Source organism: Halalkalibacter suaedae (assembly GCF_017939705.1).
Taxonomy (GTDB): Bacteria; Bacillota; Bacilli; order Bacillales; family Bacillaceae_D; genus Halalkalibacter; species Halalkalibacter suaedae.
Window position 1 is genome coordinate 1 of the sequence record NZ_JAGKSQ010000010.1, and the last position, 18,298, is coordinate 18,298.

Below are 18,298 nucleotides of genomic sequence, written 5' to 3' on the forward strand. Positions count from 1 at the left end.
GGTCGCACTTATTATACCATTTAGGGGGTTTTTTCTGTTTAAATCCGAAGGATGTATTTAATTTCTAATAACTAATTCCTAATTTCGAGATAAAAAGACTAATTAATCGACTTTTTCACCAGTCCCGAACCGTCCCCAAGTTTCACAAGTTTCACCAATCCACTTCACCATTTCTCCCTCCTTCAATCTATATAACTATTGAAGGAACAATCCCCAAGGAGGAATTGGCATGAAATCAGGAAAGATTGATCAGTTTGCTCATTTAAGTGAGTTCAGTACCCTTAAGCAATTCAACAGAACGATTACACAATTCTTGGAGACACACGGACATCATTTCACAAAAAGTGAACGAATTGCTTTATTCACGTTGACTCAGTTTTCTGCAAAATATATTGGGGTGTGTAATGCACGGATTGCCAAGCTCGTTGAAGCCGCACAAGTACAGCAGGGTGGGATTTCGCGTTCATCGTTTGAGCGGATGCTCCGAAAAGCGAAGAAGCTTGGCATCTTGTCCATCCATCATACCCTTCGAATCAAAGGCGGCCTCTCCCATAATGTGTATGTGTTTCACCCATTTGACGGAGCCACCACAGACAAATTGACAGACCGTCCCAAAGCTGAAAAGCCAGTTCCATCAAAGGATTCCACACCGAAAACGCAGCCTGATACTCTATTACTTAAAACTACTAAACCATTAAAAGAAAAAGAATTACGTACAGAAACGGTCGAGGAATTGGATGCTAGTTTTGTTCCTTCTTCCATCCCAACGACTTTTGTTAGAGCCGTTAAACCCTTTTTCTCTACAGCAAAGGAAATTGACTTTCTCTGGCAGCGCGTGCGAATCGCATACCGTTCGTTAAAATTCACAACATCAGTAGAGGATCTACTCCAGCCAATCATTCAGGCGTTCAAGGAATGTGTCTACCGTTATAAGCAAAAGCAAATCCGAACGACGTTTGTTCAATATTTCTATCGGACGGTAGAGGCTGTCCTACTAGTGGAAAAACGCCGAATCGTTGCGAGTGAAACCGGTTGGGGAAGTTGGTTAATGGGATGATACGTTCTTTCGTTGTCAAAGGAACTACTCCCTATGTCTAGTGTGCTAAGCATGCATTATCGAGTGACAGGGAAAACAATGGCGATGATCCCATCTGCACTTCGATCATTTCAAATGACAGCCTATGAGACCGATCGACTCGTCTATGTAAAAAAATCTCAATCGCTAACACTCATCAAATATGCCTGCATGAAGTGGCGCTCGTTGCCATTAGATAAGCACGGACAGGAGAACATCTATGCCTTTCAGCCACATGCTCTTCCAACCGCCGAGAGTGTATGGATCTTTAGTAAACATGTCAAATCCGTTAAGCCTATGAAGCAGATACCTACTCACTCACTGATTACGTTTCATAACGATCAGATACTTAAAGTCGATGTGCCTTACAGGGATATCCTTTATCGAATGCAGAGGAACAGTTTTTATATCGCGTTATTTACGTTTGATTGATAGAGGGAACTAGTCGCTTCAGCAAACAATTGTTGATGCTGAACCTAAAACAAGCATAACCCCGTTCTTAATTTAAGAAGGGGCTAAAATATAGTTATTAAAAACGATAAGAAAACACTAGTAGATTACTACTGTTTCTTATCGTTTCATTTCAAGGTATTATTCGTTTCACTAAATTGAATAGCTCTAGAATATCCTACGTATGTTGAAGTAACAATATCATGTAAAGAACGCTTATCTCCTCTGGTCAAAGCCAGGGCAATACTGCCTATGGCCACGGGAAATAGTAAATATAGTACACTAATGAAAAAACTTCTAATAAGTAGCGTTTGAAATGTTAAATTATCACCGGTTAAGGTTGCAATTCTAATCCCCATCACTCTCTTACCAACTGTCTGACCGCTCCAGAGTAATGGAACAAAGGTAAAGTAACTAATATGACCTAGTATAACGATAACAGCAAGAATGAATTCAAGATAAAGGCCATTTATAGTTATGATTGAATTGCTAGAAAAAAGTATGATTAATGTACCAATAATAATCAGGACCTCATCGATAAATAAAGCAATTACACGCTCAATTAATTCTACACTTACAGGGCTCTCCTTTGTAAACATAAGTTCCTCCAGACTTCGGTTCGGTCTTTACTGCACTAGAATTTTTAAGTAACCTTTATAAATGAGTATTTGAAAGCTATCACTATGTAAATAGATTAGTTGAACAAGAAGGGACTCTTATTAAACAATCGTTTCCTACGACATTATTTCTCTAAGGCAATCTCTAATAATTGATTACAAAGGTCAACACAAAGGCCTTGTGTTTTATACCTAATCAGCATTTCATTCAAATCAATAAATAATCCATTATCAACTAGCATTTTCTCAAATTGCCCAAATGTTACATTTGGAACAATCTTTGCTTTCTTGTCAGGAAAAGATACTTGAAGCGTTTGATTGATCTCATCTAATTTATTGCTAAGGCCTATTGCAGTAGATGTAAAAGTCAAAACGGTGTCAATGAAATCAATTTCAGTACTTGATAATCCTTTATGGCTTAACCATTCACTAACAGTCTCATTCGACATAGCCATTCCCCTTTATGTATTCATTACCACAATAATATAATACAGTTAACTTTACAATTGGGTCCGAATGTTGAACATCAATTAAATTGCTAATTCAATAAGAAAATTTTGATAGATACAAAAAAGCAAAATGAAAACGCAACGATACCTAACACGCCGGAACCTTTATTACCCTTTTTAAACTCCCTTAATCCCATTACTAACATCGTTAAACTTAAAAACAACATCATATATGGTTGAAATTTAAAATCCATAGTAATCAAACTATACCCTGCAAGTGAAACAACTGTTATTGTTAAAAGTATATGAAGAATCTTTAACAATCGATCACCACCACCTTTTTCCTTTTATACATATTCTAATGATGGTTCAATTATCCTGCTTCGTTACTTCAATATAGAAAAAGAGCTGCTGACCCTTCGTGAATCTTCAACTCAAGCACCCTAAGAAACAGGGGATTCACTTTTGTTTTCTCACATTCCTTATCAGCCATTTAATCTCACCTTTTGCAATATTACAATTTAACATCCACCATAAAAAAATAATTTTATGGTGATTTATAAAAGTATGGTCCACAATACTCTTCATGTGTGTACACATAATTCCATGAAAAATCTTGATCAACTATATAGATATCATCAATAAATTCGCCAATCCCTTCAATATCTTGTGCTTTTACTTGTTTTACATCTTCTATCCAAAAAGCATCCTCTTCGCGCTGTGCAAAAATATAGATAGGAGACGTTCTCAACTTATTAAAAGTATCAACGGCATATTGTTTTTCTAATGCAGATAGCTTTTTGTAACTAAAAACATGCCAGTAATAGTCTTTAAAAAAGATCTTACTTTTTAGTGATTCAGTTAAATGATTTGCGAATACTTCTGCCCACTGTTCTCTTAGTTCATCACCTTTACCTTCTAATTTGATAAATTCGACACCCTTATTTCCCAAAAATCCCTCTATTTCCATGTTCAGTTCCCCAACCTTGTTTCTTAATTTAGCTTCAACAGGCCTGCCAGTTACTTCAATATAGAAAAAAGAGCTGCTGATCCGTCTTGATCTTCAACTCTTGTCCCCATCTGTTTAAAAGTGTTACATGATTAGTTAGTGCTTAGTCATTCTTGAATATTGATATATACTTACTAATCCTATAAAAATTAAAACAGTCATTGCGCTGCCAAAAAAAATTGACTTAAAAGCCTGGTTAAGCGAATCCATATTACTTACCATTGCAGAACCTAACACAAAAAATAATACCAATACCAGCCGTATTCTATTTTTCATATATTTAATCCCCCATATAACCTTCCACAGTTCTGCCCCTATTCTTCAATAAGAAAACGAGCAATCCCTGCTTCTTAAAAGTTTGGTTCCCCGGTGGTTGAATAAGCGAAAGTCGGCTTACTTTGTCCTTTTTCCAGACATGGAACTAATAAAGCTATAAAATCCTGTAATGATGAGAGAGATCACAATTGGATAACCAACATAAACTGCTAGATTCATATGTTCAACTAAACTAAATTCCCCCCATTCAAGCCATATACGCCAACCCATGCCAAGGCTACTTACTAATAAGCAAATCATAAGAACAAACCATAATCTTGCTTTAAATAGACCCACAAATATGTTCGCTACCATAAAGTACATAAAAAGCGTGAAAATCATAAAAAACAGGTCAAACCCCTTCAATCCAGGAATCACGAACGTAAAGGAGATTCCAGAAAAAAATAGAATAAGGATAATAGCGAAAGCGAAAAATCCTTTAGATGATTTTTCTACTTGAGTATAAAACGGTATTTCTAAAATGTGATTTCACCTCCGATTTCTAAGCGGTCAACCATGTCCGCGATCGCTTACTTTACTAACATAGAAATCCAATTACGGTCCGATGTACTCAATAAAGCATTGTTACCCCTTCTAATACTAATAATTGAGAATCGTTGTAACACCATGCTCTGTCACTAACGTACGATGCGATAATTCTTCTAACCATCTTTTTTCATTTAGTTTAATTTTTCCATGCTCATATTGATATGTACGACTTCCAATATTGATTGTAATGTGCATAGGATTTTCCAATACATTTCGAATGGGGGCATGGTACCATTGTTGTACAGGGATTCTGTATAATTCAAGAACATCCCCTACTTCCATATACTTATCTATATAAGTCCAAAAGTCTTTGTTGCCCAATCCACTTGCTTCATATAAATATGACAAGGTTAGAATTGGTTGTACGATTTCAATCCAATATGGATCCAAATCCCAAACATAAAAACTCGATCCTTTTCCAAAAAAAACACTATTATTTTCAATATTCTTAGGAATACTAAAAGGCTTTGTTGTTGCTAAAAATTGAATTTCAGACATTGTATCACTCCCCTCCTTATTAAATAAAATAGTTTCTGGTATGTTTCGTTTATCAAAAAGGGTTCATGCAGAAAAGCACCCAGTTACTTCAACTTTTGCCTCCGTTATTTTAGTGTTTCTTTTTACAATGTCAAGTTTATCTATATGTCTTACCTTAGAGAGTTAATTAGTGCTTATACTTATTACTTCCTGGAAGTCTTTTGATTCTATTCCAGGCTTCGATCGCTGCTTTCCGACTTTTCTCTTTATTTTTGGGGTCCGCAAAATAATCACTAATAAATTGATTATATTCAAATTGAGGAGCGATGTTCTTCTTATATGTAGGGTCTTTTTTTCGTTCTTCTTCCTCATGCCAAGCAACTACAACATCACTATATGTTCTTCCGATGTTATTTTTAAAGTAATTTTGGATCGCTGTAGAAAAATGAAATTTGGGGATAACCGTCTTAAAAAACGCTCTTACCTCTTGACTACAACGGTGGTTTTCAGTAATAACTGTTTCAAGACTCAATTCTGTTTTACTTTCTATCTTTTTATTTATTTTTGTTTTCCTAATTGGCTTTCTAATTTCTCCTGTAAGAAGATAGGTTTTAACCCTATCAAAAATTTCTATTTTTGAACCAGATGTACTAATCCCCTTTTCCCTGCAAAATGTTTGTAATTCTTCCTTTAACCAATAGTAATCATCGAAATCTTTCATACTAATTTCTTTTGTTAGTTTCGGTCTGACAGTCTCCACCTCCTTTTAATCTTAGTTAAAACCAATAAATCTAGTTCACAATCCTGCACAGAGTTCTCTTTGAGCAAACATAACGCCTGCTGCTTTCGCATAATCTAATTCTTCTTTAGTTAAATAGGTGTCAGTCCAACCAATTGAAGACCAATAACGTTTAAAAAGTATTTTTAGTGCTTTTTTATTCACCATATGTTTTTGTCACTATCCTTTAATATAATTCTGTATTAAATGATACTGCCGGTTACTTCAATAAAGAAAAAGAGCTGCTGATCCGTCTTGATCTTCAACTCTTGCTCCCAATTAGTTGAAGAAAGGCTAGTAGCAAAAACAGATTTAATTTTGAATTTTCTTCTAAGGATTTTCGTTGTCGGACACTTTATTGATGCTATACATTTCTTCACTTTCGAAAATGAACACTTTTTGCCTCTTAATGTCTTAACTGATCCAACACACTTGGATCCTTAATCTTCTTATCGTCTGCAAGCATCATCACCTTGGATAGGATCTCCGCTGTTTTAGGATCTTCATCAAGGAATGGAAGGAAAAGCTTTCCTCTGTGCTGCGAGTGAACTGGAAGGATGTTTAGGTTTCCACTCGCATGTTTATAGGCCATGGCACTACCTAAGTGGACGCCGTATTCACCGAGACTTCCTGATATCAACGCGAAGCTCCCTTCAATTCTTACATTGTTGATCTTCATGACTCGCAATGCTTCCTGTAATATGGCTGCTCTCATTTCAATAGTTGTAAGGCTTGCTTCTGGGTCTACTCCACCAACATGGGCAACACTTACAACTAGGTCCACATCTCTCATGGTTTCAGAGAAGATAATCTTAGGAATCCTTGATAACTCTATGCTTTCATAGGTATTTCGATCAAAGAATTCCACTGTTTCAAGTGCTGGACTTTCGACATCAGATGGTGTGAACCAATCTGCAATCGCATAAATTTTTGCAATGATGTTTTCCTTATGATAAACCTTTTGTAGTCCTTCTTCATAGTTTACTGTCCACATGCGATTTTTTAACAGGGCAACAGCTTTCTTTGGTTGAATCTGATGTCCTGCATATCGTCTTGACTCTGTTCCTGCAGATTCTTCGTCTACATTTAGACGGTATAGTTCGCGGAACACCTGCTTAAATGGCTGCTTAATCTGATGATCAAATAGATAACGTTGGTACTCACTCCAACTACCACTTTCATATAAATGTACCGGGTGAGCAATTGTGATTGACTCATTCATCTGTAAACGATACCTTTTACCTGTTGGAGTTTGCAGTTCTTCTCCAGTAAAGAAGCCTAATTTGTCATCTGTTAGAAATACAAGCTTTTTCACAAGTGGGGCAACAACTGGATTATTCATCATGTTGACTAGCTCTTGTGAATTGAATGGTGTTTCTAGCAGCATTGAGCGTTCTAGTTCTACTTTTGCTCGGTTGAATTGCTCCTTCATTCCTTCGTTGATTGCCTTTAGCTCTAGGATGTATTCATGCTTTTTATATTTGGTTGGAACGGATTTAAGCTCTTTGTTGTTTTTGATAACTTTGATAGCACCCTTCCCGTCCTCATCGATTACTAGCTGCACTTTCATGTCATCAATCTCAACCGGTTCAAGAACATGTATCACCTCTTCCAGTTTACGGGCTTCCATATCCCAGCGTAGCCTTGTTACATCCTTATACCTAGCATTTCTAGCAAGGTTAGCTAGTGCAATCTCTACAATCTTTGCTTCACTTGCACGTCGCTGTGCTCCGAACTGCCTACTTTCTTTTAAAAATTTCTGTATAAATTCATAACGGTTTAGCACATCATTTGTCATGTCCGAATCAATTGGAATCAAGCTATAACACAGTAAATGATCCTTGTTTCGCTTTGTTTCAACAGAAGATTTCATATCCTTTAAGTTTAGTTTACCAAGCGTTGCATCTGCAAAAAGTTGGGCCCGACGATGGTTGGCACCTGCTGAAATATATTTTGCACAATCATATAAAATGTTGAAACGCTCCTCACCTAATTGTGCATATGCCTCTTTGAACCAATCAATATCAAAGGCACCCTCATGGAATTCCTCTGGTGTGATTGGTGAATAATGAGCAACAATCGTTTCTTTCTCAGCAGAAAAAGATTCGTTCGTATGCGCATGGAAATACCAGGCGGCACTCTTCAGTCCATCCCATTTTAGGTAGGCTGCTACAAGATCAAGCCACTGCGTGGCATACATTGCAGCTTCAAGTAAACGTTTGTCAGTAATTTTCTTTTCTAATACAAGCTGTGCAAGAAGATCCTCGTTCTCACCAACCTTTGGATGACAAACTTGAAGTAAGTGGCTCAACGATTCCTTCTTCGTTACATTCATATTGCCATAATAATAAAAATAGCCACGGACGAACGATTCGTTGTCGAGTCCTGATAAAAGGGTTATCAAATACTCCATACCTTCGTAATACATGATACCTGTTGCATGAGGAGTGACCTCGGTTTGGAGGTCGCCTCGCTTTAACTCTATATCTAAGATACGGGTAATCACCTTCTCTTTAATTGGCTCAAGGGAGGGGTGTTCTTTCGTTAAACCCTTCTTTGCATCTGTTAAGTCTACAATATGATCTCTACTATTCTCTCTTCCTAATAGCTCTTTTGTCAGTTCGTTCTCGTCGATAAGCTCTACTTCATATGCTCGGCTAAGCTCTGAAAGGGTCGGTCCAAAGCTCTTGAAATGATTCATAGTGTATAACGTATATACTAGGTGAAAGTATAATCTGTAGGAGTCATCATCATACACATTTGCCTTTGCCCAATCTAGCCAAGGGAATGCTATAAGCTGATACATCTGGCGCTCTGACTTCCGCTTCTCTTCAGGAAGTGCTTTGATCATCGCATGAAGCATTCCAATAGCTGTTTTGAAAATGTCTTCATTGTCTAAATCTTGGAAATATGACGACACAACTTCGTTCATCTGCTCATAGTAAAGAATATTAGTTGCAAGGCTATAGAAGGCTTTTACCTTTTCTAACGGATAAATCTTATCGAGAAACTCCTTACGCCATTCATTCGGCTTCTTGTAGTCATCCATTTCCCAGCTGTTAATCTTTTTAAAGCGATAGCGATACACTAGGTCTAGACTGAACATTACATTAAGTTCGATAATCTCTTGTGAAGTCAGATTTTTGAAATAATCCTTCCAAACCTCTGCTAGTGGCAGGTCATTGATCCCCTCCCGCTTATTCTGTATTTCAACTGTTCGACTTCGAGTTAGAGTTGCGCCAACTAAGTGTGTTTCCTTGTAGCCGTACCAGTCAACTTCATATTCATACTCCCGATGCTCGTGAATTAACTCAGAAAGACCCGTAAGGATCCCTTGAATTTTTGTAAGGTCCGTAGAAAACAAACTTTTGGGTTCAAGTTCCGGTATATGGTCAGTGGGCGGCTCGAATTGCTTTTTTGGGTCGAATAGACCAAACCCATTCTGTAAGCTATATTCCTGATTAGTTGATAGCTTGTTGATTAATAGGTTTTCCTTTTCAGTCGGTGCCTTGATAACCTTCCATTTCTCCTTCATCTTTATGAATTTTTCCTGTGATGTTTCTTTTAACTCTGATATTATTTCAAGTCCACCTACCCGTTGAAGTTCACTTTTGCTCGTTAAAAGTCGGTTTAAAGATTGTTCTAGTAAAACGTTTTCTAGCTTTAATAAAAGCCTAATGGCACTTTGACGAAGACTTCCTGTTTTTAATTTTAGAATAGCTTCAATCTTGTTTATTTCGTCAGATACGAGTTTTAAATCATTCATCCGTGTCATCGCTTTTTCACGATTACTCATGCTTTTATCAGACAAGCATGCAAAGATGTACTCACGTTGAACTGGATTGGAATCATCTGTTGTAAAGCAATCCAATAGGTAGCCTCTTGTTTCTGAGTTATACAAGTCTTTTTTCTCTATGATTTGTGCAATAAGTTCATGATCCATGTCATAAGCAGTCAGGTAAAGCATCTTCCTGACAATGACGTCAGCAGATAATACAACCTCTAAACCGCTGAACACTCTGGATTTGAACGTACTTTCTTTTTTGGGAGCAGATTCTAGCATTTTTCTAAGAAGAATGAACTGGCGTATACGTTCAGACTTCTCTTCTAGTGTCGGAATCCGTTCAAACTGAATCTTATGGACATACTGGTTGGTTTTACCGTTCCAATTCCATGAAAAGAAGCACTCGTAAGTATAGTTTGTGAGCAAAAAGACCTGCAGCTCTTGGTCAGTTTCCTCTAGATATTTGGAAGCAATCGTAAACTTTAGTAAGTCGTTCTGACTCTGGGAGAGCATATATTGGGCGACAATCTTTTGATAGGTTTCTCCTTTATTCATAAGCATATAGACATGCTGCTCAAGGTCCTCCTCCTCAATCACTGCACTCGCCCACAGGCTAGTGTACAACTTGTTCATATCCTCACTATTCAGCCATTGCTTGCGAAGGTCAGGATTTGTTAGACAGTCATGGATGTATTGAATGATTTGCTTAACAACTCGCGATTGTTCAGCTTCAAGGGTTAGACCTGTCCACACGTCGATTGCTCTAACGACTGAGCTGTATCGGATTAGGTTGTTTTCAAGGATAACTTTTAGCAGGTGCGTTGTTGCCCAAAGTGTACCTTCATCCATTGTTTCAACAATGCTCTGACGGAGGCCTTCTTGAAGCCTCGCTGCAACGAGGAGTTCCCCGATAATCGTGTACGCTTCCTCACGATGGCTAAGCAGCATTCCCTTAATCATCTCTCTTGTGAAAAGAGCTGTATTATTGTCGCCAAAGATGACTTCTTTAAGCGCATCTAGAACGTCGTTGTTTTCTTGATCTAACTCGTAGGCGATAATGTCACTGATTATCTGATTATCTAGGTCAAGGTGTTTGTTTGTTAGAATATCCATGATTGTTACACGGTGCTTGTCTAGATCATGAAGTAAAGCACACTTTTCGACAATCCTACTTAGGTGAGCTGTAGTGTTTTTCGTACGGAACGGTCTTCTCTCGTAGCCTGTTGAGTAGGAATACTCTGTTGCGTGATTGATGATATATTGCATGACTATAGCGTTGTAATCGCCAAGTAATTTGCGCGTTAATTCTACTAGTCTGTTAAGCTTATTTTGATCGGTTTCAACTTGCTGGTTTAATGTTTTAATAAAGCGACGGATATGTCGGTCCTGGTTATAGTAATCGGCTTTCATGAACTTTAGGATATGTTTAGCCAGCAATTGATCGTTTTCATCTAGGGTCGCAATCTTTGCTTCAAATTCTTTGAAATAATGATTGGTTGATTCGATCGCCATATTGTATCCTCCTTTTGAATTTACGGGCGGTTTTCTTTGTCCTTCCAATCTGGTTTGAGTCCAGTAAGCCTACCACATTCTGCCCGTGAGCATTGTCAGACGTATGAACACAACCTCGGAGTCTTCTGGTATCTCTAGTGGGGTATCTAACTGCTCAGCTTTTTCATCATTTATGAACACTCGGTATAAGCCATCCTCAAAAGCTTGAATAGAGGTTTCAATTGCCTTGTTTAAATCGGCTTGACTTTCATTGTAAATTGTTTGAAATCCAACCTTTCCTACTCGGACTTGCTGCTCGATATCTGTAGTGGAAAGATAATTTACAATTCGTAATTCTGGATTACTAGCTTTCTCGTTGAACTGTTTGACGTTTTGTGTGACGACTTCGATTATGAGCTCTCTCAATGAGTTTGGTTTGGCTTGGAGCGGGTATGATTGTTTGGTAATGAAGTTCTTTCGTTTGGCTAACGATTTTAGAGTTAGGTATATGTTCATGGCTAGATTACCTCAGTATTTTTATAGTTTTTAACATATTATAGTATGGGTTGTATGTATATTAGAAGATTTATTCCGTTGCTTTAGCTAATTAAGAAGACAATAGTAGGTATTAACGTAATCAATCATATACCCTTCATTTCCATCAATTTGTTTGGCTTCTTGTATTAACTCTTTAGATGGTTCTACACCAACAACAACTGCCCCTTCCCTGTGTAATGCCCTACTTAGTACACCAGTTCCACAACCTAAATCTGCCACTTTTTTGTTATTAAAATTAATTCCTCTAAGTTTTAAACTTTCCAATAGCTCAATGGGTAAATCATTTCTATATCTGGCGTAATCTTTTGCGACATTACCGAAATTAACCTTCATTTTCATCCCTCCAAATAAAAATTCTAATCATTCAAACTCAATCATAAGATGGTTACTCTTCTAAACTAATGATAGCTATACTTCAATAAAAAAAGAACAATCCCTGCCTCTTAAACGATCGCACCCAGTTAACTTAAGAAGCTCTCAATAGCAAAAGGTACCTAAAATATGAAAAACTACAAAAAAGGAACCATCCCATGCTTCCTCCTATTTGCTAAGTTTACTAGCTTAATGTTGGGGAATGTTTATATATAACACTAATCTTGTAGAAATGAAATTAGCGTTCTTAAATCTTTAGAGGAGGAAAAAATGGTGGTTACTATTATAAAGAGAATGCTTATGGGAGCAGCGGCTTTAGGCCTTGTTTTATTAGTCTGGGGTCTAGTGGAACCTTACTTTATTGATGTAAATGAGGAAGAAGCAACGATTGAAAATTTACCTCCAGAATGGGAAGGTAAAGAGGTTGCAGTTATAGGAGATATGCAGGTTGGAATGTGGATGGATAACACGAATACCATCTCTAGAATATCTGAAGATCTAGCGGAAATGGATCCGGAAGCTGTATTGATCCTTGGGGACTTTATTTATCATCCAGGGGAAAATGCTGAGACTAATTTAGATAAAGTGAAAGAGGTACTTAGGCCTCTTACTGAAACAGATATCCCGGTTTTTGCAATTCTCGGAAACCATGACTACGCGATGACCAAAAAGACAGATAAACCGAATATGAAGGCAGCAAATAGCGTTATCCAAGCATTAGAAGAAATGGATATAACGTTCCTTCAAAATGAATCTGTAGCATTACAACTGAATGATGCTCAGGAAGATGGAGAACCTCTTTATATAACTGGTTTAGGATCTGAGTGGCCAAGTAATGTGGATACAGAAAAAGCATTACGTGACATCCCTGATAATGCAGCTAAAATAATGATGATGCACAATCCTGAAACATTTAGTAAAGTGCCTGCTGACACAGCACCTTTAGCTGTTGCTGGCCACACACACGGAGGACAAGTTCGTATTCCCTTTACACCGGAATCATCGTACTTAACCTTTGCGAAAGAATCCGAAGTACATGCTGATGGTTGGATTGAGGATTACGGAGAAAAAGGCAATCAGCTATATGTCAATCCAGGAATTGGTTTTAGTCATTTGCCTATGAGAATAATGGCACCGCCACAAATTACTTTATTTACACTATCTTCGTCATGATAAGAGTTCGGAAGCAACGGAAATTTCTTACGAACGAAGTAAAAGGGCAATCCCTTTTCCTTTAAGGATTACGCCCTATAGTTAAAGAAGGACAATGGCCAATTTTATGACCATCGTCATTCAATCTTGCAATGCAGTTAGTGCACTATGAAGCAATTATCTCTTTAAAAAAAGTTGAACATAAAAAAAAGCCATGTAAAGTGATGACATTACCCTAGTGCTTTATCCAAATAGAAAAAGTCGATAAATAATTATCGACTTTTTCTACTGCCAAAATAGCTCCCTCTTTTAAGTTTCACGTTTGGGGTCGATTTTTTAACGCCAAAGTTTAGTTCGCTTTGAGTTCTAAACAAACGAATTTCTTCATCTAATTGTTTGTTCGTGTCCACAAGGCGCTCACTCTCATTGAAAATTTCATTAATTTCTTTCCATTGAGTACTTGGCATCTCAATCACCCTCCTTGGTTAATAAATATATTTTATCATAAAGTAATAAAGTTGCACAGACGTTCACATAAAATTCAATCGCAAGTAGGTCATCTTCAGAAAAACCCTCTATATTTTCAGACTGGATACAAAGAACTCCAATTATAGTATCTCCAACTTTTATAGGCATTCCCATTATAGACAGAAATGAGTACCTTCCATTCTGCTTTTTATTAAAGCGTTTATCTTGAGATACATCTTGGACCATTTCTGCAAAACCTTTTTCCCAGATACTCCCTGCAAAACCTTCTCCTTTTTTAAATCGCCTGGAACGAGCTGAACGAGCACCTATTCGAAAATACTCTCTAATGTGTAATTTTTGATCCTCTTTAATTTCAAATAAGGCCACTGACTTATCACTTTGATCTTTAGTCAGAACAGTAACTGACTCTGAGAGTACATTCTTTAACATTTCATCAACATAAACTTTTTTCCCAGAATTCTCTTCTAATAGAAAAGACATTGATCCCATTATACGGCTGGTATTTTGATGATGCCTAATGAAAACTGATAAATTAGATCTCAAATCTTTAATATTGCTTTCAAGTTTATTTCTCTGCATATCAGAACGTTTAAGAAGAGCATTAGCCTTTTCAAGTTGGTTTGATAACTCTTTAATCTTTTTCTTAAGATGATGTCCATTCTTATCAAAACTTTTATCATAAAAATAATTTGGGATTGAGTTTAATCCAAAAAGATTTATATCATGCTCACGACTTCTCCATAAATTGCCTTGTACCGTTGTTCCATGCACTAATAAATATAAGAAGCCAATAGTTCCAATAGATATAATCATTTTATGTAAACTTTGGTCTTCTAATGCCTTAAGTTTATCTGTAATAGCCTGTCCAACAAATACATTAATAAGATTATATAAAGCAAATATAATAAAAAGTGTTAATAAAAGAGCTAGAGAATAACAAGCAAAGTTTATCCAAAAACGCTTACTTTTTCTGACATCGTCATTTGCATTCATGGAAATCACCACCTATTGTATATAAAAGGATTATTATAACTTTTTCAATAAAATGGTCACGTTACTTTTGCAACTTCTTTTCCTTCACGAATAAGGGTTACCCATTGCGTATTACAACTGTGTCTTTCGCAATAGGTGCAAAGGTTACATTGGAAACAGAATATAGTTATTAAATATTCTACTTCAAGAGTAAAATAAGACTGCTGCTTGTTTCCAGAATCACTGCCCTTAGTTGAGTATCATATGCTATTTAAGTGTTTTGCTTAATCGTTTCTTCTACATAACTCAGAAGATTACTGTATGGGGAGTTCCCTTTCAAAAATTGCGATACCACATTAAGAGGTACTATCACCATATCCCTCTTTTTAGAATAAAGAACACTCTGATTTTTGCTATTACTCAACTCACCATCAAGATTGGGCGAATAATGACGTACAGAATTAGACTCATACCAGTAGAAGTCTTGATTCATGTTACTTTTAATAACCTCACCAATATACGCACCTATTCGTTCCGCTAAATTATCAAAGTGCCTACTTAACAGTTCATTACCAAACGCCGTATTCATTAATCTTTTTGCATAGATATCAATAAAACGGACGCTTTCAATAGTGAAGTCTAAATTTCTTTTAGTAAGGTTTTCTTTATCCCATGAATCATCTGATACATCCTGATACATTAATTTCGCAATGCCCTTTAAATCATCTTTTTTTAATTTTGTCTTAATGAAAAAACGAAACATATGATAAGATTGCTCCTTTATCAATTGACTACATGTACTGCTATTTCACAATCTCAAGCCGAAAAATAAGAATCACACCCAGTTACTTTTTTGATTCTTCTCTTTTTCTGTGGTTTAAATTAATAACTAACTCACCAATCCCCATCGCAATAAAACCATTTAGTAGACCAAAAGCAGGAAAGAGGATGTCCTGACTATTAAAGAATGTCATTATCAATAGAGTAGTACTAAAAAACACAAAGATTAAACCTAATATGTATAAAACGCGACCCACAAACAAATTCCAGGCCTCCTATATTTTTTTAGACTTTCGCTCTCATAGTTTAACATTAATTTCCTTTTCGTTGACATAAAAAGAGCATTCCTTCTTGCAGGAATGCACCACTCAACTCCCTTATATTAAAACTATAGCCGATTCCACTAACCGACACCGGCAGAAAGAAAAAAAACGACTGCTACTTATTCCGCAATCGATTATCGTTAATTAAGGAAACCTTTTCTCTTTAACTACTTTCATCCTTTTTTATTTTAAATTTTGACGTCACTAAATATACTGCAATGAATGTTAATATGAAATCAGTATAAGGACTACTAGAACCACCTAGAAGAAATGCACCAAACGTAAAAACGATAAATGTCAAAACAATTAATGCTAATACATACACACCAAAATTCCCCATCATAACCCCCATTAAGTTCTAAACAAATCTTTGGTTTTCATTAATGCTGCCCGTTTGTTTTAGAAGGATTTATTCGTCCTCTAAATCGTCTTCGTTATCTTCATCTGATATTGAAATTATAAATTCTTTCAAACTAGAAGCATATTCTTCGATTTCTCCATCTTCGTGATACCAAAGATACATCTCATTCCCCATTATTCCGTCGTTTACTTTAAGGCATAATTTATCTCCTGAACCATCATCACCGATTGCAATAAGAACCTCCGACATATGTCTTTCTCTGACTTCAGTATTTTGTCTAACAACATCATCCCAGGTCTTTTTAGTATTTCCATGGTCTTTGACAGGATAAAGGATCCATTCACCTATTTCTGCGTTATTAACTAACTTGAAAAGTTCTTTATATTGGTCTGGAAAAACAGCACCTAACTTATCTTCTGCTGCTTTTATATCAGATTCATCTACCCCTGATTTCCTTGTATGAATTCGTTTTCTAACATCTTTCATTTAAAAAACACCTACCCTATTAAAGAGATCATTCATAACATTATTTAAAATACCGTTCGCTTTGTTTAGCAACATTATACCAACGCAAATGATCATTCGAATAGTACTTCGGAGCGAACTATTTGTATCTACCTTCAGTAAAGTTGAAAAATGAAAGAGAAATTCCATAAAAAGTTCTTTTAAGTTAGATTTTCACAGTCATTACCCTCTCTTAATGTGTGCTCCATTTATATATATTTAAACACACTTTTCCGTTCCACCTAACCTTTTGTCGTTCTTACAACACACATATAATAAATAAATACGGTCTTTTTTTCACAACCTATGAGAAAACAACAAGGTGTGGTTAGTAAATGGGTATTCTCAATAGTTCAAAAAAAGAATGGGTCGGAAACATCAGAGGTGATATATTAGCTGGAATCGTCGTTGCACTTGCTCTCATTCCTGAAGCCATCGCCTTTTCTATTATTGCGGGAGTGGACCCAATGGTTGGTTTGTATTCATCTTTTCTAATTCCAATAACAATTGCCTTTTTCGGCGGGAGACCTGGTATGATTTCTGCTGCAACAGGTGCGATGGCTTTACTTATGATCAGTCTGGTTCGCGAGCACGGCTTGGAGTATCTATTAGCGGCCACAATATTAACGGGACTTTTACAAATTGTATTTGGCTACCTTAAGTTAGCTAGATACATGAAATTCATTCCACGCTCCGTCATGGTCGGCTTTGTCAACTCGTTAGCTATTCTGATCTTCACATCACAGCTGCCTTACTTATTCGGGCATGGTTGGATCGTTATAGTTATTGCCGTAGTGACCTTAATGATTATTTACTTATTTCCTTATCTAACAAAATCAATTCCGTCCACCCTTGTTGCTATTGCAGGAGTCACAGCCTTCACGATTTATTCTGACATAAACATTTTCACCGTTGGGGACATGGGAACGTTAACACAAACCCTTCCTGTCTTTCTTTTACCGCAAATTCCTGTTTCATTTGAGACGCTAGCGATTATCTTTCCTTATGCGATCGGACTAACCGTTGTTGGTCTTCTCGAATCTCTATTAACTGCTGCCATTGTCGATGATATGACAGACACGTCTAGTAATAAGAATAGAGAAAGTAAAGGACAAGGGATCTCAAACATTGTTGCGGGTTGCTTTGGGGGCATGGCCGGTTGTGCGATGATTGGTCAATCTGTGATTAACGTGAAATCAGGCGGAAGAGGAAGACTGTCTACACTCGTTGCTGGCGTTGTCTTAATTCTATTAGTCATACTTCTTGGAAATGTCGTCGCACAAATTCCTATGGCTGCATTGGCTGGAGTAATGGTTATGGTATCAATTAGTACGTTTGACTGGAATTCTTTACGAACACTCTTGATTGTGCCTGCTTCTGACGCGATTGTCATGGTTGTCACTGTCATCGTTGTTGTGGTTTCACACGACCTTTCATATGGTGTCTTCACGGGGATATTGTTAAGTGCATTGTTCTTTGTTTCAAAAATTTCAAAAGTAAGTATAGAAAGTACGCTAGATGCCGAGAAAAGGAAAAGAACCTATTTTATAAAAGGACAACTTTTTTTCGCGTCTATCTCAGAACCAGTTGAAGAATTTGACTTTAAAGAGGATCTAAAACAAGTCGAAATTGATTTAACATATGCTCATATCTGGGATGACTCTGCTGTGGCTGCAATGGAGAAAATCATTTATAAGTTTGAGGATAATGGAACCCAGGTGGAAATTACTGGTCTTAATGAAGCAAGTACATTGTTAGTAAATAAATTACGAAATAAATTAAGTAGCCATTAG

The 18,298-nt window shown here is 36.7% G+C and carries 21 protein-coding genes; 4 read left to right on the plus strand and 17 right to left on the minus strand.

All coding sequences use genetic code 11. The features are described 5' to 3' along the window. Positions 1–229: 229 nt before the first annotated feature. Both J7W16_RS18285 and J7W16_RS18290 read left to right on the plus strand, forming a co-directional pair. Positions 230–1,057 (plus strand): hypothetical protein, encoded by an 828-nt coding sequence (locus J7W16_RS18285; protein ID WP_210598933.1) that lies wholly within the window; start codon positions 230–232, stop codon positions 1,055–1,057. Positions 1,058–1,090: 33 nt separating this feature from the next. Beyond that, on the plus strand, positions 1,091–1,507 hold the full coding sequence (locus tag J7W16_RS18290) for a competence protein ComK (RefSeq protein ID WP_210598934.1): 417 nt from the start codon (positions 1,091–1,093) through the stop codon (positions 1,505–1,507). A 146-nt stretch (positions 1,508–1,653) separates the two neighbouring features. Here J7W16_RS18290 and J7W16_RS18295 read toward each other — a convergent pair whose 3' ends face one another. The 11 genes from J7W16_RS18295 to J7W16_RS18345 all read right to left on the minus strand — a co-directional run bounded on the left by J7W16_RS18295 (position 1,654) and on the right by J7W16_RS18345 (position 11,885). Beyond that, entirely contained in the window at positions 1,654–2,124 is a 471-nt protein-coding gene (locus J7W16_RS18295) for an RDD family protein (protein ID WP_210598935.1), read from the minus strand. Positions 2,125–2,267: 143 nt separating this feature from the next. Continuing rightward, a complete protein-coding gene (locus tag J7W16_RS18300) occupies positions 2,268–2,591 on the minus strand; it encodes a hypothetical protein (RefSeq protein ID WP_210598936.1) in 324 nt (107 codons plus the stop codon). A gap of 89 nt (positions 2,592–2,680) precedes the next feature. Continuing rightward, a complete protein-coding gene (locus J7W16_RS22005; protein ID WP_346726968.1) occupies positions 2,681–2,845 on the minus strand; it encodes a YczI family protein in 165 nt (54 codons plus the stop codon). 293 nt (positions 2,846–3,138) lie between these two features. Beyond that, entirely contained in the window at positions 3,139–3,561 is a 423-nt protein-coding gene (locus tag J7W16_RS18310) for a DUF4275 family protein (protein ID WP_210598938.1), read from the minus strand. A gap of 432 nt (positions 3,562–3,993) precedes the next feature. Continuing rightward, positions 3,994–4,257, minus strand: coding sequence for a hypothetical protein (locus tag J7W16_RS18315; protein WP_246880102.1), 264 nt, complete (start codon positions 4,255–4,257; stop codon positions 3,994–3,996). A 258-nt stretch (positions 4,258–4,515) separates the two neighbouring features. Beyond that, entirely contained in the window at positions 4,516–4,962 is a 447-nt protein-coding gene (locus J7W16_RS18320; protein WP_210598939.1) for a hypothetical protein, read from the minus strand. A gap of 166 nt (positions 4,963–5,128) precedes the next feature. Further along, positions 5,129–5,662, minus strand: a complete 534-nt coding sequence (locus J7W16_RS18325; protein WP_210598940.1) for a DUF6434 domain-containing protein — start codon at positions 5,660–5,662, stop codon at positions 5,129–5,131. A 75-nt stretch (positions 5,663–5,737) separates the two neighbouring features. Continuing rightward, entirely contained in the window at positions 5,738–5,887 is a 150-nt protein-coding gene (locus J7W16_RS18330) for a hypothetical protein (RefSeq protein WP_210598941.1), read from the minus strand. Positions 5,888–6,125: 238 nt separating this feature from the next. Continuing rightward, positions 6,126–11,015, minus strand: a complete 4,890-nt coding sequence (locus tag J7W16_RS18335; protein ID WP_210598942.1) for a DUF4132 domain-containing protein — start codon at positions 11,013–11,015, stop codon at positions 6,126–6,128. A gap of 69 nt (positions 11,016–11,084) precedes the next feature. Further along, positions 11,085–11,510: a hypothetical protein gene (locus J7W16_RS18340; protein WP_210598943.1), complete on the minus strand. Its 426-nt coding sequence runs from the start codon at positions 11,508–11,510 to the stop codon at positions 11,085–11,087. A gap of 87 nt (positions 11,511–11,597) precedes the next feature. Further along, complete coding sequence (locus tag J7W16_RS18345; protein WP_210598944.1) at positions 11,598–11,885, minus strand: class I SAM-dependent methyltransferase; 288 nt, start codon at positions 11,883–11,885, stop codon at positions 11,598–11,600. A 309-nt stretch (positions 11,886–12,194) separates the two neighbouring features. Here J7W16_RS18345 and J7W16_RS18350 point away from each other — a divergent pair, with 309 nt between their 5' ends. After that, entirely contained in the window at positions 12,195–13,097 is a 903-nt protein-coding gene (locus tag J7W16_RS18350; protein WP_210598945.1) for a metallophosphoesterase, read from the plus strand. 251 nt (positions 13,098–13,348) lie between these two features. Here J7W16_RS18350 and J7W16_RS18355 read toward each other — a convergent pair whose 3' ends face one another. The 6 genes from J7W16_RS18355 to J7W16_RS18380 form a co-directional block, all read right to left on the minus strand. Then, on the minus strand, positions 13,349–13,543 hold the full coding sequence (locus J7W16_RS18355; protein ID WP_210598946.1) for a hypothetical protein: 195 nt from the start codon (positions 13,541–13,543) through the stop codon (positions 13,349–13,351). 1 nt (position 13,544) lies between these two features. Continuing rightward, positions 13,545–14,558, minus strand: coding sequence for a GAF domain-containing protein (locus J7W16_RS18360; RefSeq protein ID WP_210598947.1), 1,014 nt, complete (start codon positions 14,556–14,558; stop codon positions 13,545–13,547). A 250-nt stretch (positions 14,559–14,808) separates the two neighbouring features. After that, positions 14,809–15,300 (minus strand): hypothetical protein, encoded by a 492-nt coding sequence (locus J7W16_RS18365; protein ID WP_210598948.1) that lies wholly within the window; start codon positions 15,298–15,300, stop codon positions 14,809–14,811. An 82-nt stretch (positions 15,301–15,382) separates the two neighbouring features. After that, entirely contained in the window at positions 15,383–15,580 is a 198-nt protein-coding gene (locus J7W16_RS18370) for a hypothetical protein (protein WP_210598949.1), read from the minus strand. Positions 15,581–15,803: 223 nt separating this feature from the next. After that, positions 15,804–15,980, minus strand: a complete 177-nt coding sequence (locus tag J7W16_RS18375; RefSeq protein WP_210598950.1) for a hypothetical protein — start codon at positions 15,978–15,980, stop codon at positions 15,804–15,806. A gap of 69 nt (positions 15,981–16,049) precedes the next feature. Beyond that, positions 16,050–16,487 (minus strand): SMI1/KNR4 family protein, encoded by a 438-nt coding sequence (locus J7W16_RS18380; RefSeq protein WP_210598951.1) that lies wholly within the window; start codon positions 16,485–16,487, stop codon positions 16,050–16,052. A gap of 353 nt (positions 16,488–16,840) precedes the next feature. Between J7W16_RS18380 and J7W16_RS18385 the strand changes: the two genes are divergently transcribed. After that, positions 16,841–18,298, plus strand: coding sequence for a SulP family inorganic anion transporter (locus J7W16_RS18385; protein WP_210598952.1), 1,458 nt, complete (start codon positions 16,841–16,843; stop codon positions 18,296–18,298).

Excerpts from the sequence above, each read along its gene's own strand:
- J7W16_RS18285 (WP_210598933.1), top strand. The coding sequence starts at position 230 with ATGAAATCAGGAAAGATTGATCAGTTTGCTCATTTAAGTGAGTTCAGT.
- J7W16_RS18355 (WP_210598946.1), bottom strand. The coding sequence starts at position 13,543 with ATGCCAAGTACTCAATGGAAAGAAATTAATGAAATTTTCAATGAGAGT.
- J7W16_RS18380 (WP_210598951.1), bottom strand. The coding sequence starts at position 16,487 with ATGAAAGATGTTAGAAAACGAATTCATACAAGGAAATCAGGGGTAGAT.
- J7W16_RS18360 (WP_210598947.1), bottom strand. The coding sequence starts at position 14,558 with ATGAATGCAAATGACGATGTCAGAAAAAGTAAGCGTTTTTGGATAAAC.
- J7W16_RS18375 (WP_210598950.1), bottom strand. The coding sequence starts at position 15,980 with ATGGGGAATTTTGGTGTGTATGTATTAGCATTAATTGTTTTGACATTT.
- J7W16_RS18345 (WP_210598944.1), bottom strand. The coding sequence starts at position 11,885 with ATGAAGGTTAATTTCGGTAATGTCGCAAAAGATTACGCCAGATATAGA.
- J7W16_RS18350 (WP_210598945.1), top strand. The coding sequence starts at position 12,195 with ATGGTGGTTACTATTATAAAGAGAATGCTTATGGGAGCAGCGGCTTTA.
- J7W16_RS18315 (WP_246880102.1), bottom strand. The coding sequence starts at position 4,257 with ATGATTTTCACGCTTTTTATGTACTTTATGGTAGCGAACATATTTGTG.
- J7W16_RS18320 (WP_210598939.1), bottom strand. The coding sequence starts at position 4,962 with ATGTCTGAAATTCAATTTTTAGCAACAACAAAGCCTTTTAGTATTCCT.
- J7W16_RS18385 (WP_210598952.1), top strand. The coding sequence starts at position 16,841 with ATGGGTATTCTCAATAGTTCAAAAAAAGAATGGGTCGGAAACATCAGA.
- J7W16_RS18335 (WP_210598942.1), bottom strand. The coding sequence starts at position 11,015 with ATGGCGATCGAATCAACCAATCATTATTTCAAAGAATTTGAAGCAAAG.
- J7W16_RS18310 (WP_210598938.1), bottom strand. The coding sequence starts at position 3,561 with ATGGAAATAGAGGGATTTTTGGGAAATAAGGGTGTCGAATTTATCAAA.
- J7W16_RS22005 (WP_346726968.1), bottom strand. The coding sequence starts at position 2,845 with ATGGATTTTAAATTTCAACCATATATGATGTTGTTTTTAAGTTTAACG.
- J7W16_RS18330 (WP_210598941.1), bottom strand. The coding sequence starts at position 5,887 with ATGGTGAATAAAAAAGCACTAAAAATACTTTTTAAACGTTATTGGTCT.
- J7W16_RS18340 (WP_210598943.1), bottom strand. The coding sequence starts at position 11,510 with ATGAACATATACCTAACTCTAAAATCGTTAGCCAAACGAAAGAACTTC.
- J7W16_RS18290 (WP_210598934.1), top strand. The coding sequence starts at position 1,091 with ATGTCTAGTGTGCTAAGCATGCATTATCGAGTGACAGGGAAAACAATG.
- J7W16_RS18325 (WP_210598940.1), bottom strand. The coding sequence starts at position 5,662 with ATGAAAGATTTCGATGATTACTATTGGTTAAAGGAAGAATTACAAACA.
- J7W16_RS18295 (WP_210598935.1), bottom strand. The coding sequence starts at position 2,124 with ATGTTTACAAAGGAGAGCCCTGTAAGTGTAGAATTAATTGAGCGTGTA.
- J7W16_RS18365 (WP_210598948.1), bottom strand. The coding sequence starts at position 15,300 with ATGTTTCGTTTTTTCATTAAGACAAAATTAAAAAAAGATGATTTAAAG.
- J7W16_RS18300 (WP_210598936.1), bottom strand. The coding sequence starts at position 2,591 with ATGTCGAATGAGACTGTTAGTGAATGGTTAAGCCATAAAGGATTATCA.